We start from the raw sequence: 14,976 nt of genomic DNA, 5'->3' as shown, positions 1-14,976 counted from the left end.
ATCCCCGGGGTGCTCCGGTGTGCGGCGGACGGTGTTGTCGATCTTCGCGGTCAGAGCGTGGGGTCGGTGGTGCGCACGCTCCGACGCGAGGCAGGCCGGCCGGGTGTCGCCCCGGGCCCCCGCCTGGGGTCCGTCACCCGTTCGGCGGCCTTGTGTCCGGACCCTTGGCATCCAGCTCAGCACGATTGGCGTCCCGCGGCCACCGGACGTACGGCCCCCGGGGGGCGGTGTCCATTCCTTGTCCACTCCGTGGAAATCGACGCGCGGAGCGTTCCCTTGCTGGTTAACCTGGCGACAGATCCGGTTCAGCCGACACAGGGAGTGTGCGGTGACCCCCGAACAGACACAGAGCGACGAGGCGCACGCAGAGGATGACGGGCGGTGCGCAGAGCCCTCGGAAGTGGGCAGTCTGGAGGTGTGGGCACGCTCCGCGCCGATCCGTCTCGCCGGTTACGAGGACGATCTGGCCGAGCCCCACATCCTCCAGAGCGTCGACTGAGGACTTTGCGGTCAATCGCTTCAATCTCGAATAATTCGGACGGCCATCTTTCAGTCGAATTCGGCAAGATCGAAGAGGGTGGCTCATTTCGGGCCACCCCGCCGGAGGAAGAGCTCCTCCTAATGGTATAGGCCAATGGCGCTACAGGTCATCACGGGGTGTCCGAATCTCACGGGTCTCTCGCATCTGTGAACCCGGCTGTTGGATGGTGTGTCCCAGAACGTTGATAACCGGCCAGGGCCGGTCCGTTCGATGACGGCTCATACGGTGATACGGCAGTCCATCCCCCCGGACATGCCGCACCATATGGTCTGCGCGGTTTCGGCTTCGGCCGCGCGGCCGGTGAGGACGGTGGTGTCCTCGACGGGCGATTCGGTACGGCGGTCGGGGAGGGGAGCCCCGACAGCGACCGGGGAGGGGAGCCCCGGCCGCGGTGAAGCCGTTTCTTGAGGATCACTCAACTCATCATGCATTCCGCGTGAACACCTGCCACACCGTGGCCTGTTCACGTGTGTCAATCACCGGTCGGCTACCGCGCCCTGCGCGGCTGCCCCTGGGGGGAGTTCACCATGGGTCGGATGCCCCGGCCTGCCGCGGAATGCGCCGCGGCGGTCCTGCTGTCGGCAATGGCACCGGCGATCGGCGCGAACGCCGAACCGACACCGAGGATCGACCTGCGGGTGCTGGTCCTGGACGACAAGGGCCCGGCCACCGCGGCGCTCACCGCCGAACTCAAGGGTTCGGGCACGCCCTGCACCACCGTCGACCTCACCGCCTCCAAGCGGTCGCGGATCGACGCCGCGTTCCTCAGCGACACCGCCGACGGGCGGCCGCGCGCCACGTACCAGGCAGTGGTAGTGCCCAATGACAATCCTTTCGGCGACGGCTCCGCCGAGAGGGCCGCCCTCGTCGCCTACGAGAAGCGCTTCGGCATCCGTCAGGTGGACGCCTACACCTACGCCCGTCCGGCCGTCGGCCTGGGTCACCCCCAGAACCCCGGTTACCTCGGCTCGCTGGACGGGCACACCGCGAAGGTGACGGCCGCCGGTGGCTCCGGCCCCTTCGGCTACCTCGGCGGCAGTGTGCCCTTCGAGGACAACGACCCCGATGCGGCCGAGAGCTACGGCTATCTTTCGGTCCCACTGGAGAACCAGGCCGACGGCGCCACCTTCACCCCGTACGTCGAGGTCCCGATCCCGGACAGCTCCGCCTGCGGTTCGCTGGTCGGCGACTACGCCCACGGCGGCCGCCGGGAGCTGGTCGTCGCCTTCGTCTACAACCAGTACCAGTACCAGAGCCAGTTCCGGCTGCTGGCCCGCGGCACCGTGGGGTGGGCCACCCAGGGCATCCACCTGGGCGCCGACCGCACCGAGCTGATCACCGGTGAGCACTCGGGTCTGAAGACCCTGCCGCAGCAGCCCTCCGACCACCCCAATCCGCCGTCCGCCCTCACCCTCACCGGGGTGACCTCGCTGGCCAGCGACGCCTCCCGGGAGCAGGAGCAGCGCACCCTCGGCCCCGCCACCACCGTGCCGCGCCACCCGATGAACATCTTCTACAACGCCGGACGCGCCGCCGAGCAGGTCGACGAGGACAACTGGGTCCCGCCGCCTTCCCGCCCGTCGCGCCGGAACCGGAGCTGCCCACCCTCAGCCGGGCCGGCCGGGTCGACCCACGTGCGGCACCCGGCCCGTTCCTGCTGCGCGGCGCGGTGTTCGCGCTGCCCGGTCTCGGCTACGCCGTGGGCGCGCCCTTTCTCACCGCCCTGACCGTACCGCTGTACCTCACCCACACCCTCTGGCCCACCGCGCCGCCCCTGGGCGCGGTCCGGCTGCTCGCCGTGCTCGCGCTCGGCGCCACCCTGTGGACCGGGCCGCTGCTCCAGGCGTTCGGCTCCGCGTGGACACCGGCGCTGGTGTGTCCGGCCGCCGCCGCGGCGGAAACCACCGCGCCGCTCGGGGAGGTCTCCCGGCCACCGGTGGTCCAGCTCGCGGTCTGCGGTGCGGCCTGGGCCGTACTGCTCGCCGCCGCCACCGCGCTGCTCGGCCGGATGACCACGCACCGCTGACCCGGCGCGCTCCGCCACCTGGTCCGTATCGCACCACCGCATCACACCACCGCACCTCAACAGCGATCTCATCTCACCGCACCGGCAGGGGAGTTCCCGCATGTCCCAGAACAGCTTCGCCACCGCCACCGCCACCGCCACCGCCACCGTCGCCGTCACCGGAGCGGAGGGTTTCATCGGCTCACACCTCGTCGAGGCGCTCGTGGCCACCGGCCACCGGGTGCGCGCGATGGTGCAGTACAACTCCTTCTCGTCCTTCGGCTGGCTGGAGACGCTGCCCAACGAGGTGATGGCCAACGTCGAAGTGGTCCTCGGAGACGTCCGCGACCCGGGATCGGTGAACGGACTCCTCCGGGGCACCGAGGCCGTCTATCATCTCGCCGCCCTGATCGCGATCCCGTACTCCTACCGGGCCCCGCACAGCTATGTCGAAACCAATGTGACCGGCACCCTCAACGTGCTGGAGGCGGTGCGCCACCTGGAGATCCCGCGGCTGGTGCACACCTCCACCAGTGAGACCTACGGAACCGCGCGGACCGTCCCGATCACCGAGGACCACCCCGTCAACACCCGGTCCCCGTACGCCGCTTCCAAGGCCGGAGGGGACCGACTGGCCGACAGCTACCACGCCAGTTTCGGCACCCCCGTGGTCACCCTGCGGCCGTTCAACACCTTCGGCCCGCGCCAGTCCATGCGCGCCGTGATCCCCACCGTCATCGGCCAGGTGGCGGCCGGGCGGACCACCATCACCCTCGGGGACCTGCGCCCCACCCGCGACTTCACCTTCGTCAAGGACACCGCGGCCGCCTTCCTCGCCGTCGGCACCGCCCCCGCAGCCGATGTGGTCGGCCACACCTTCAACGCGGGCACCGGCGGCGAGATCTCCGTCGGAGATCTGAGCGTCCTCGTCGGCAAGCTGATGGACACCGTGCTCGACGTCCGCGAGGACGCCCAGCGGGTACGGCCCGCCGACTCCGAGGTGATGCGACTGGTGTGCGACGCGTCCCGGCTGCGCGCCGCCACCGGCTGGACCCCCGCGCACACGCTCGAGGACGGCCTGGAGCACACCATCGCCTTCTTCCGCGACCCGGCGAACCTCGCCCGCTACAAGACGGACCTCTACAACGTCTGATCCCTCACCGCGGCATCACCCCTGAGCCATCCCACCGTCACTTCGGCCTGGCCGGAACCCTCGCCGTCCTCGACTCCCCGCTGGACGCCGTGGTGGTGCGGGTGTTCAAGCCGCTGGGCCCCGGCTCGCCCACCGCGGGACTGCCCGGACGGCTCGCCGCCGAACTGCGCCGGGCCGTGCCCCAGGGCCCGGAGGGCACGGTCCGAGTCGGCGATCTGTCCGCCCACCGCGAGCCCTCGCCGAGGGGCTGGTGCGGGAGAGCGGCTTCCGCGGACGGCCGGAGGAGAACGGCGACGGCTCGGGCCGCTCGGCCGCGGTCTCCTGGCAACAAGCGGACATCGCCGCCGCCGGGCGGGTGATCGGCTGGCAGCCCCGGCACACCTTCGCCGATTCGCTGGCCGGGCTGTGGGCGGCCAGCGCGGACCCGGCCGGGGCCCCCGCGCTGTGACCCACCCCCAGCGGCGGCTGCTGGTGCCGCTGTACGTCCACCCGGCGGTCGATCCGCACCCGTGGCGGGTGCTGGAACAGGCCGCCGGGCGGCTGTACGGCGTGATCCTCAACCTGGCCGACGGGCCGGGCCGCCGTCCCGACCCGGTGGTCGCCGCGGCGGCCGCACCGGTAATCGCCGCGGCGGCCGCACGGCTGCCCGCGGCGGGCGCGGCGCTGCTCGGCTACGTCGACACCGCGTACGGCCACCGCCGGACCGGGCCGGTGACGGCCGACGTCCGCCGGTACCGCCACTGGTACGGCGTGGACGGGGTGTTCCTCGACCGGACCGCGTCCCACGCCGCCCGACTTCCCCGGCCACCGGCGGCAGGTCCGGGCCGCCCGGATGCTCGGTGCCCGGACGGCCGTCCTCAACCCCGGCACCCATCCCGACCCCGGCTATGCCGTCCTCGGCGATCTGCTGGTCACCTTCGGGGGAGGCTGGGACACCTGTCGGCACACCGAGGTGCCCGGCTGGACCGCGGCGCATCCACCGGAGCGCTTGTGCCAGGTGGTGTACGCCGCGCCCCGCGGCCGGGGCGGCCGGGTGGCCGATACCGCGCGCGGGCGCGGCGCCGCCGTGCGCTGCGCGGTGCCGGGCCACGGCGCCAACCCCTGGCAGTCCGCCCCCGACGGACTGGAGAACGCCCCCGGCCACGGAGGGTGACCTGGGAGAAGGCATCACCGGTACCGGCAAACTGGCGGTTAAGTCAGATGTTTCCAGGCTCCGGGGCGGACTGGTGCGCCCTAGGCCTCCCATGGCAGGATGCCTCACGCGGCGTTGTCCGCCTTAACCAACCGTGAGTGCGTACCGCCGTGAACAGTTACAAAAGGGGGAGCGAATGGCCGTCGGGGACGACAGGTCACCGGATGACGCCGGCAGCCGGCTGGCGGACCGGCTCAACTACCTGTTCGCGACCATGCACCCGCCGGGCGCTCCCTACACCAACGCCCATGTCGCCGAGGAGATCAGCGGAAGCGAGGAGTACGGCAAGGCGGGACTGACCGAGCAGTATCTGTCGATGCTGCGCAACGGCAAGCGCACCAACCCGAGTCCGGACCTGCTGCGCGCACTGGCCAAGTTCTTCGCCGTGCCCGTCGGTTATCTGCTCGGCGACCTGTCGCCGTCGCAGGCGGAGCGGGTGGAGGAAGAGGTGCGGTTCCTGGTCGCGATGCGCGACAAGCGGGTCCGCGGCATCGCGCTGCGCTCCATGGGCCTCCCGCCGGAGGTCCAGGACAGCCTCACCGCCATCATCTCCCAGTTCCGGCAGCAGATGAACCTTCCGCCGGAACCGGCCGGACCCGAGGGACCCGCGGATCCGGACGGCGGGGCACCGCGTGACCGACGGTGACCGGCGGCCACTGTTCCGCTTCTGGCGGCGGACCGGAATCGAGGATGGTACAGGCATGCGAGTGGGCCGGATACGACGGCGGTGCAAGCGGCTCATCAAGGAGCTCGGGCTGCCCGCCTCGACCGATCTGCCGGGTCTGTGCGCGATCGTGACGGAACGGGTCGGACGCCCCGTCCATCTGGTGCCGATGAGCCTGGGCGGTGTGGTCTCGGGCATGACGGCCGCCACCGACGACGGGCTCTGGATCTTCTACGAGCTCAGGACGTCCCCGTGGCACCAGATCCACATCGTGCTGCACGAGATCGGCCATCTGCTGCTCGGACATGAGCAGGACCCGGCCGTCACCGAGGACGCGCTGCGCCTGTGGACCCCGTCCGTCGATGTCACCACCGCCATGCGGCGTCTGGGCATGACCCCGGGCTTCGCCCGCCACCACGCCTACGACAACCTCACCGAGCGCGAAACCGAGGTCCTGGGCACCCTGCTGATGGAGCGTGTGGTGCCCAGTTCGTCCGACCACGGACTGCCGCTCCGGGGGCGGGCCGCCGAACTGGCCGCCGCCCTCGGCCCGGCGCTGCGCCATGTGCGCGACGCGGACGGCACCCGGCCACCGCGGGAAGCCCCCGGCACCGGCGGCGGTGGGGCCCGTGTTTGACCTGGTGTACCTGTGCTTCGGCGCCGCCGCATGGGCACTGGCCGGATACAAGGCCCGCGCCTGGTTCCGCGACCGCGGCAACGCCGACCTGGGCCTCGCCTGTGTGATGACCGCCGCCGTGGCCAACGTCTTCCTGCTCTCTGCGCCCCGTGTCTACCGCTGGTTCGACCGGCTGGTGGGCGTGGCCAATCTGGCCATGGTCCTCCTCTACTCCTCGGTGGTGGTGTTCGCCACCGGCGCCCTGGTGCTGCTGCTGCGCTGGACGGGGTCGGCGATCCGGCCCCGTACCGTGGTGGCCGCGGTGGGCGCGGTGTGGGCCGTGGCGGTCACGGGCTTCGCCGTCGGCCGCCCGGACGCCGTGGAGCACCCCCGGGACTTCAGCACCGCCTATGCGCATGAGCCCGGAGTGGTCCTCTTCCTGGTGCTGTATTTGGCCATTTTCGGAAGTGGACTCGCGGGTCTTGGCGTCCTGTGCCCGCGCTATGCCGCGACCCTGCGCGGCTCCTGGCTCGCCCGGGGGCTGCGAGTGCTCGCCGCCGGGTGCTGGCTGGGCCTGGTGTACTGTGCCTGCAAGCTGATCGGCTTTGTCTTCTCCTGGGCGGGCCGCGATCTGTACTGGCTCTCCAACGGCGTGGCCCCGCTCACCGCTTCGGTCGCCGCCCTGCTCGTACTGGCCGGGTTCGCCATTCCGGCCGGGGGCCCCCGCGCCTCCGCGTGGCGCCGGTTCCGGCGGCTGCGGCCGCTGTGGCGGGAAGTCACCGCCCAGGCGCCCGAGGTCGCCATGGGCCACTCGCGCTGGGCCGGCTGGTGGCCACTGGCCGATCTGGAGTGGCGGGCCAACCGGCAGATGGCGGAGATCCGTGACGTCCAGCGCGGCGTACGACGCCATGTGGAGGCCGACGTTCTCGAGATCGCCCGTGTCAAGGGCCGGGCCGCGCGGTTCGACGATTGGCAACTTGCTGCCGTAGTGGAAGCAGCGGCGCTGAGACGCGGTTTGCTGAATCAAGCGCGCGGACACCTACCGGTGTCCGCCGCGGACAGCGTGGTGGTGACGACGAAAACCGAACTGGCCGACGAGCACGAGCACTTGGCCCGGGTCGCCGATGTCTACCGGCTGCCACTGGTGGACGAGGTGCTCGCGGAGCTGGGGGAGGGGACCGCCGCACCGCGGCGGTGACGCAGGGGGATCGAAGACGAGGTGGCCCTGGACGGGGGTCGGGGCCGCCCGTGGCGCAGGCGGCGCCGGGGAGATTCAGTCCCGGCGCCGCCTCCAGGCCAGCGCCGCGCCGTACACCCTCCCCACCGGCCGGGCCGCACCGTGGCCTTGGGCCCGGCCCGGACCGCACGATCCACAGACGATCTAGAGTCGGGAGCCATGACCGCGAACTCCACCCCCCGCGACACCACCGGGCTGCTGACCGATCCGTACGCCACCTGCGCCGCCCTCCGGGAGGAGGGCCCGGTCCACCGGATCAGCGGGCCCGACGGCAATCCGGCCTGGTTGGTCACCCGCTACGAGGACGTCCGGCGGGCGTTCGCCGACCCCCGGCTCTCGCTGGACAAGAGCAACGCCCTGCCCGGCAACTTCCGCGGCTTCGCCCTGCCGCCCGCCCTCGACGCCAACCTCCTCAACATGGACCCGCCGGACCACACCCGGGTCCGCCGACTGGTGGTCAAGGCGTTCACCGCGGGCCGGGTCGAGGCGATGCGGGAGGGGGTACGGCGGCTGGCGGACGAATTGCTGGACGCCGTGGAGTCCGCCGGACGCGCCGATCTGATCGCGGACTACGCCGGGCCGCTGCCCATCGTGGTGATCTGCGATCTGCTGGGTGTGCCGCAGCGCGACCGGCACGACTTCCGGGCCTGGACCGACACCCTGATCACCCCCGATCCCAACCGTCCGGAGCAGGCGAAGGAGGCGATCGGCAACATGCTGCGCTTCTACACCGGACTGATCGCCGCCAAGCGCGAGGAGCCCGGGGACGATCTGCTCTCCGGTCTGATCGCGGCCCGCGACGACGGCGAGGGCGGCCCCGGCGGGACGGACCGGCTGAGTGAGGACGAACTGACCTCACTCGCCTTTCTCCTCCTCTTCGCCGGATACGAAAATGTGGTCCATCTCATCGGGAATTCTGTATCCGGTCTGCTCGACCGCCCCGAACCGCTGCGCGCACTGCGCGAGAAACCGGACGGGATCCCGGCCGCGGTCGAGGAATTCGCCCGCCACGACGGACCGGCCCCGCTCTCGATCCGCCGCTTCCCGCTCGAGGACATCGAGATCGGCGGAGTGACCGTTCCCGCGGGGGAGACGGTGCTGCTCTCCATCGCCTCCGCCAACCGTGATCCCCACCACTTCGAGGATCCGGATCACTTCAATCCACATGTTGTCCGGTCCGGGCACCTTGCGTTCGGCCACGGCATCCACTACTGCCTCGGTGCGCCGCTGGCCCGGATGGAGGCCGAAGTGGCGCTGGAGGCCCTGTTGAGGCGCTTTCCGGGGCTGCGACTCGATGTTTCGAAGGAGGAGCTGCGATGGCGGCCATCGATCCGCACACGTGGCCTGATCTCGCTGCCCGTCGCATGGTGAGCGGGAAAGCGAACACGTTTGTGATGCATGACCCGGGCCCGATGCGGTAAAAAGGTCATCGAGCCCGCCCGGTGTGCATCCCCCGTCGCACCGGGCGGGTCTCGGTTCGCGCGGAGCCATCCCGCGGTGGGCTGGATATAGAGAGCAAGCTCACAGCCGATTCCTCTGCTCTGGCTTTAGAAGATCGCACTAGCCTCCGCTGTCATGACGGTCCTGCCTGACGGCCTTCCCCTAGCCGACGAATTCCCGGATGTGACGCGTGACGAATGGCGCCACCTCGTCGAAGGAGTGCTGCGTAAAAGCGGCACCTCGGACGCCGTAGGCGAACAGGCCGAAGCGGCCCTCGCGACCGCGCTCGAGGACGGGATCTCCGTCCGCCCGCTCTACACCGCCGAAGACGCCCCCCAGGACGCGGGTTTCCCCGGCTTCGCCCCGTTCGTCCGCGGCGGACGTCCCGAGGGCTCCGCGGTCTCCGGCTGGGACGTTCGCCAGCGCCACACCGACGCAGACCCGGCCCGCACCAACCGGGCCGTGCTGACCGACCTGGAGAACGGCGTCAGCTCGGTGTGGCTGGCGGTCGGCGAGGCCGGAGTGCCCGTCGAGGCGCTGCCCGAGGCGCTGAACGGCGTCTATCTCGACCTGGCCCCCGTGGTCCTCGACGCGGGCGCCGACTTCGAGGCCGCCGCCCGCGCCCTGCTGCGGCTCTACGGCGACCGCGAGGTCCCGCCGCACGCGGCGCTCGGCAATCTCGGCGCCGACCCGCTGGGCCTGGTGGCCCGCACCGGCCGGGACGCCGACCTGCCGGGGCACCTGGCCGCCGCCGCCGGCCTTGCGGCCCTCAGCCACCGCGACCACCCCGGCGTCCGGGCCCTCACCGTGGACGCGCTGCCGTACCACGAGGCCGGTGGCTCCGCCGCCCAGGAACTCGGCTGCTCGCTCGCCACGGGCGTGGCCTATCTGCGGACCCTGACCGCCGCCGGGCTGAGCGCCGAAGCCGCCTGCGGGGAACTGGAGTTCCGCTACGCGGCCACCGCCGACCAGTTCCTGACCATCGCCAAACTGCGCGCCGCCCGGCGGCTGTGGGCCCGGGTCGCGCAGGTGTGCGGCGCGGTCCCGGAGGCGGCCGCCCAGCGCCAGCACGCGGTGACCTCCCCGGTGATGATGACCCGGCGCGACCCCTGGGTGAACATGCTCCGCACCACCGTGGCGAGCCTGGCCGCCGGGGTCGGCGGCGCCGACGCCGTCACCGTGCTGCCCTTCGACAGCGCCATCGGCCGGCCCGACGACTTCGCCCGCCGCGTCGCCCGCAACACCTCCACCATCCTGCTCGAGGAATCGCACCTCGCCCGGGTGATCGACCCCGGCGGCGGCTCCTGGTACATCGAGCGGCTCACCGACGACGTGGCCCGCGCCGCCTGGGCCTGGTTCCAGGAGATCGAGCGCGCCGGCGGCCTCGCCGCCGCCCTCGCCTCCGGCCTGGTGCGCGACCGGCTGGCCGACACCTGGGCCCGCCGCTCCCGCGCCCTCGCCCGCCGCAAGGAGCCGATCACCGGCGTCAGCGAGTTCCCGAACCTCGCCGAGCAGCCCGTGGAGCGCGAGACCGCCCCCGCGACCCCCGGCGGCGGACTGCCGCGGGTGCGCCGCGACGAGGCGTACGAGGCGCTGCGCGCCCGGTCCGACGCCCACCAGGCCGCCGAGGGCACCCGGCCCCGGGTCTTCCTGGCCGCGCTCGGCCCCGCGGCCGCGCACACCGCGCGCGCCACCTTCGCCGCCAACCTCTTCCAGGCGGGCGGTGTCGAGGCGGTCACCGCGACGGGGGAGACGGTCTCCGTGACCGCCGAGACCGTCGCCGACGCCTTCGCCGCCAGCGGCGCCCGCGTGGCGTGCCTGTGCTCCAGCGACACGCTGTACGCGGAGGAGGCCGCGGGCGTCGCCGAGCGGCTGAAGGCCGCCGGTGCGCTCCAGGTGTATCTGGCCGGGCGGCCCGGGGATCGACAGGATGAGTACGAGCAAGCCGGGGTGGACGGATTCGTCTTCGCGGGCTGCGACGCGGTCGAGGTCCTCTCCTCGGCCCTGGACATCATGGGGGTGGCGTGATGACGGGCGGTCCGCAGGAAGCCGGAAAGATTCCGGACTTCTCGGGAATCGAGCTCGAAGCGCCCGGTGAGCACCACGCGGGCGGAACCGACGACTGGGCCGCCGCGCTGAGCGACAACGTCGGCAAGGGCGTTGAGGACCTGGTGTGGGACACCCCGGAGGGCATCGGGGTCAAACCGCTGTACACCGCCGAGGACCTGACCGGCCTGGACTTCCTGGGCACCTACCCCGGTGCCGCGCCCTATCTGCGCGGCCCGTACCCGACGATGTACGTCAACCAGCCCTGGACGATCCGGCAGTACGCGGGCTTCTCCACCGCCGAGGAGTCCAACGCCTTCTACCGCCGTAACCTGGCGGCCGGTCAGAAGGGCCTGTCGGTCGCGTTCGACCTGCCCACCCACCGCGGCTACGACAGCGATCACCCCCGGGTGACCGGCGACGTCGGCATGGCGGGCGTGGCCATCGACTCCATCTACGACATGCGTCAGCTCTTCGACGGCATCCCGCTGGACCGGATGAGCGTGTCGATGACGATGAACGGCGCGGTGCTGCCCGTGCTCGCGCTGTACATCGTGGCCGCCGAGGAGCAGGGAGTGCCGCCGGAGAAGCTGGCGGGGACCATCCAGAACGACATTCTCAAGGAGTTCATGGTCCGCAACACCTACATCTATCCGCCGCAGCCGTCGATGCGGATCATCTCCGACATCTTCGCGTTCACCTCGCAGCGGATGCCCCGCTACAACTCCATCTCCATCTCCGGCTACCACATCCAGGAGGCCGGAGCCACGGCCGATCTGGAGCTGGCGTACACCCTGGCCGACGGTGTGGAGTACCTGCGGGCCGGACTGGAGGCCGGGATGGACGTGGACGCGTTCGCACCGCGGCTGTCGTTCTTCTGGGCCATCGGCATGAACTTCTTCATGGAGATCGCCAAGTTGCGGGCGGCCCGGCTGCTGTGGGCCAAGCTGGTCAAGCAGTTCGACCCCAAGAACCCCAAGTCGCTGAGTCTGCGCACCCATTCGCAGACCTCCGGCTGGTCGCTCACCGCCCAGGACGTGTTCAACAACGTGGCGCGCACCTGCGTCGAGGCGATGGCCGCCACCCAGGGCCACACCCAGTCGCTGCACACCAACGCCCTGGACGAGGCGCTCGCGCTGCCCACCGACTTCTCCGCGCGCATCGCCCGTAACACCCAGATCCTGCTCCAGCAGGAGTCGGGCACCTGCCGGGTGATCGACCCCTGGGGCGGCAGCGCCTACGTCGAGAAGCTCACCCACGACCTGGCGCGGCGGGCCTGGCAGCACATCGAGGAGGTCGAGGCGGCCGGCGGGATGGCCAAGGCCATCGACGCGGGCATTCCCAAGCTGCGGGTCGAGGAGGCCGCGGCCCGCACCCAGGCGCGTATCGACTCCGGCCGCCAGCCGGTGATCGGCGTCAACAAGTACCGGGTGGACAGTGATGAGCAGATCGAGGTCCTCAAGGTCGACAACACCTCGGTGCGCGCCCAGCAGATCGACAAGCTGCGGCGGCTGCGCGCCGAGCGGGACGAGGCGGTGTGCCAGGACGCGCTGCGGCGGCTGACCGCCGCCGCCGAGTCCGGCCCGGGCACCGGTCTGGAGGGCAATCTGCTGGCCCTCGCCGTCGACGCGGCCCGCGCCAAGGCCACCGTGGGCGAGATCTCCGACGCACTGGAGAAGGTCTACGGGCGCCACTCGGGCCAGATCCGTACGATCTCCGGTGTGTACCGAGACGAGGCCGGACCGTCGTCCGGCGTGGACCGCACCCGCAAGCTGGTGGAGGAGTTCGAGCGCGCCGAAGGCCGCCGCCCCCGCATCCTGGTCGCCAAGATGGGCCAGGACGGGCACGACCGCGGCCAGAAGGTGATCGCCACCGCCTTCGCCGACCTCGGCTTCGACGTCGACGTCGGCCCGCTGTTCCAGACCCCGGAGGAGGTCGCGCGGCAGGCGGTGGAGGCCGATGTGCACATCGTCGGCGTCTCCTCGCTCGCGGCCGGCCACCTCACCCTGGTGCCCGCGCTGCGCGAGCAGCTGGCCGAGGCGGGGCGCGAGGACATCACCATCGTCGTGGGCGGGGTCATCCCGCCGCAGGACGTCCAGACCCTGCACGAGGCCGGGGCCGCCGCCGTCTTCCTGCCGGGCACGGTCATCCCCGACGCCGCCCACGACCTGGTCAGGTCGCTCGCCGCCGACCTCGGCCACGAGCTGTAGGCCCATGCGGTCAGTCAAGCGACCGGCGATCGACATCGACACCTACGCCAAGGGGGTGCTCGACGGATCGCGCGCGTACATCGCCCGCGCGATCACCCTCGTCGAGTCCACCCGGCCCGACCACCGCGATCTCGCCCAGCGGCTGCTGATCGAGCTGCTGCCGTACACCGGCGGGGCGCGGCGGGTCGGTATCAGCGGGGTGCCCGGGGTGGGCAAGTCCACCTTCATCGACGCCCTGGGCACCATGCTCACCGGACTCGGCCACCGGGTCGCGGTGCTCGCCGTCGACCCGTCCTCCAGCCGTACCGGCGGCTCCATCCTGGGCGACAAGACCCGGATGGAGCGGCTGTCCGTCGACCCGAACGCCTTCGTCCGCCCCTCGCCGAGCGCCGGAACGCTCGGCGGGGTCGCCCGCGCCACCCGCGAGTCCATGGTGGTCATGGAGGCCGCGGGCTATGACGTGGTGCTGGTGGAGACGGTCGGGGTCGGCCAGTCCGAGACCGCCGTGGCCAACATGGTCGACTCCTTCCTGCTGCTCTCCCTGGCCCGCACCGGCGATCAGCTCCAGGGCATCAAGAAGGGCGTACTGGAGCTGGCCGACGTCGTCACCATCAACAAGGCCGACGGACCGCACGCCCGCGACGCCAAGTCCGCGGCCCGTGAACTGGCGGGCGCGCTCCGGCTGTTGCAGCCCCCGGACGCACCCTGGAACCCGCCCGTCCTGACCTGTAGCGCCCGTGAGAACACCGGTCTTGATGTGGTGTGGGAGCGCCTGGAACAGCACCGGCGGGTGCTGGAGGCCACCGGTGCGCTGGACACCAAGCGCCGCGACCAGCAGGTCGACTGGACCTGGTCGATGGTGCGCGACCAGCTGCTGGCCCGGCTGCACGCCCACCCCGGGGTACGCCGCCTCGGACCGCTGCTGGAACAGGAGGTCCGCGACGGCACGCTGACCGCGACACTGGCCGCGGACCGGCTGCTGGAGACGTTCCGGGCGACGGACGACACTTGACCCGTGAGCGGCGAAGGCGACGAAGGCGACGAAGGAACCCCTCCGAACGGCGACGCGGCGGCGGCGATGCCGCGCGAGGCCGCCGCGGTGGGTCCGTTCTTCGCCCTGCGCACCGGGGGTGTCGCGGTCGGCGACGCCGGACCGGGCGCCGAGGGGTACGTACCCCTCGGCGCGGTCTACCGGACCGTCGGCGGCCGGGCCGCGCCCCCGCTGCTCTCCCGGCTCGACACCGTCTCCGCCACCCTGCGCACCGACGAGCGCCGGGTCGCGGCCTCCCTGGTCTTCCAGGGGCTCGCGGCCCGGCTGTGGTCCCTCGCACTGGCCCCGGCCGCGCTCCACGGCCGGGTGCCGGATCTGCGTCCCGACACCCTGTGGTGGAACCCGGCGCGGATGGCGCCCGACGATCTGTGGCACCCCGGCCCCTGGCGGGTGCACGGCGAACCCGCCGGGCTCGCCGGACAGCTGAGCCACACCGGGTATGCGCATCTGCTGCCGCTGCACCACGCCATCCGCGCCGCCTGCCCGGTCTCCGGACGGCTGCTGTGGGGCAACGCGGCCTCGGCGCTGGCCGGTTCGCTGCGGGTGCTGCACGACTGGTGCCGGACCCGGGGCCGGGAGGACGCGGCGGACCGTGCCACCGCGCTGGTCAGCGCCCTGCTCCGGACCCCGCCCCTGAAGGCCGCCGGCACCCTGACCACCGCACCGCTCGCCTTCCGGCGCCGCACCTGCTGCCTCTACTACCGGGTGCCGGGCGGCGGGTTGTGCGGCGACTGCGCGCTCAGCCGCCTCCCGCGATCCGAACGCGGCGCAGGTCACAGCGGCGGGGGCTGATCGGGCGACCACGCGGTCGGTACGGTGAG

At 71.9% G+C, this 14,976-nt stretch carries 13 protein-coding genes and 2 pseudogenes; all 15 read left to right on the top strand.

All coding sequences use genetic code 11. The annotated features are described in order from the left end of the window. Positions 1-328 precede the first annotated feature (328 nt). The 15 genes and pseudogenes from HUT19_RS04300 (at position 329) to HUT19_RS04235 (ending at position 14,947) form a co-directional block, all read left to right on the top strand. Complete coding sequence (locus HUT19_RS04300) at positions 329-499, top strand: hypothetical protein (RefSeq protein ID WP_176179149.1); 171 nt, start codon at positions 329-331, stop codon at positions 497-499. 626 nt (positions 500-1,125) lie between these two features. Continuing rightward, positions 1,126-2,103, top strand: a pseudogene (locus HUT19_RS04295) (hypothetical protein); the annotation flags it as partial. 137 nt (positions 2,104-2,240) lie between these two features. Beyond that, positions 2,241-2,567 (top strand): hypothetical protein, encoded by a 327-nt coding sequence (locus tag HUT19_RS04290; RefSeq protein ID WP_176179147.1) that lies wholly within the window; start codon positions 2,241-2,243, stop codon positions 2,565-2,567. A gap of 100 nt (positions 2,568-2,667) precedes the next feature. Continuing rightward, positions 2,668-3,699, top strand: coding sequence for a GDP-mannose 4,6-dehydratase (locus HUT19_RS04285; protein ID WP_176179146.1), 1,032 nt, complete (start codon positions 2,668-2,670; stop codon positions 3,697-3,699). 250 nt (positions 3,700-3,949) lie between these two features. Beyond that, positions 3,950-4,147, top strand: a complete 198-nt coding sequence (locus HUT19_RS04280; RefSeq protein WP_176179145.1) for a hypothetical protein — start codon at positions 3,950-3,952, stop codon at positions 4,145-4,147. Beyond that, positions 4,105-4,425 (top strand): annotated as a pseudogene (locus HUT19_RS42790) (spherulation-specific family 4 protein); the annotation flags it as partial. The gene HUT19_RS04280 and the pseudogene HUT19_RS42790, both read left to right, overlap by 43 nt. Before the next feature lie 106 nt (positions 4,426-4,531). Continuing rightward, complete coding sequence (locus tag HUT19_RS42785) at positions 4,532-4,852, top strand: spherulation-specific family 4 protein (protein WP_254886299.1); 321 nt, start codon at positions 4,532-4,534, stop codon at positions 4,850-4,852. 175 nt (positions 4,853-5,027) lie between these two features. Next, positions 5,028-5,537 carry a helix-turn-helix domain-containing protein gene (locus HUT19_RS04270; protein WP_176179144.1) on the top strand — a complete coding sequence of 170 codons (510 nt, stop codon included), beginning with the start codon at positions 5,028-5,030 and terminating at the stop codon, positions 5,535-5,537. Positions 5,538-5,592: 55 nt separating this feature from the next. Continuing rightward, a complete protein-coding gene (locus tag HUT19_RS04265; RefSeq protein ID WP_254885434.1) occupies positions 5,593-6,192 on the top strand; it encodes an ImmA/IrrE family metallo-endopeptidase in 600 nt (199 codons plus the stop codon). Next, the gene (locus HUT19_RS04260) at positions 6,185-7,369 is read left to right on the top strand and encodes an MAB_1171c family putative transporter (RefSeq protein WP_176179143.1); all 1,185 of its coding nucleotides are present in this window, start codon (positions 6,185-6,187) and stop codon (positions 7,367-7,369) included. Before HUT19_RS04265 ends, HUT19_RS04260 begins: the two co-directional genes overlap by 8 nt. Positions 7,370-7,567: 198 nt before the next feature. Then, a complete protein-coding gene (locus HUT19_RS04255) occupies positions 7,568-8,779 on the top strand; it encodes a cytochrome P450 (protein WP_176179142.1) in 1,212 nt (403 codons plus the stop codon). 204 nt (positions 8,780-8,983) lie between these two features. After that, positions 8,984-10,876 carry a methylmalonyl-CoA mutase small subunit gene (gene mutA / locus HUT19_RS04250; RefSeq protein ID WP_176179141.1) on the top strand — a complete coding sequence of 631 codons (1,893 nt, stop codon included), beginning with the start codon at positions 8,984-8,986 and terminating at the stop codon, positions 10,874-10,876. Further along, complete coding sequence (scpA, locus tag HUT19_RS04245; protein WP_176179140.1) at positions 10,876-13,104, top strand: methylmalonyl-CoA mutase; 2,229 nt, start codon at positions 10,876-10,878, stop codon at positions 13,102-13,104. Before mutA ends, scpA begins: the two co-directional genes overlap by 1 nt. A gap of 4 nt (positions 13,105-13,108) precedes the next feature. Further along, a complete protein-coding gene (gene meaB / locus HUT19_RS04240; protein WP_176179139.1) occupies positions 13,109-14,116 on the top strand; it encodes a methylmalonyl Co-A mutase-associated GTPase MeaB in 1,008 nt (335 codons plus the stop codon). A 3-nt stretch (positions 14,117-14,119) separates the two neighbouring features. Then, positions 14,120-14,947, top strand: coding sequence for a (2Fe-2S)-binding protein (locus HUT19_RS04235; RefSeq protein ID WP_254885433.1), 828 nt, complete (start codon positions 14,120-14,122; stop codon positions 14,945-14,947). Positions 14,948-14,976 lie beyond the last annotated feature (29 nt).

The organism is Streptomyces sp. NA02950, assembly GCF_013364155.1.
In the GTDB taxonomy this organism is placed as follows: Bacteria; Actinomycetota; Actinomycetes; order Streptomycetales; family Streptomycetaceae; genus Streptomyces.
Note: the sequence above shows the minus strand (reverse complement) of the source record. Positions and strands in the feature narration are given on the sequence as shown.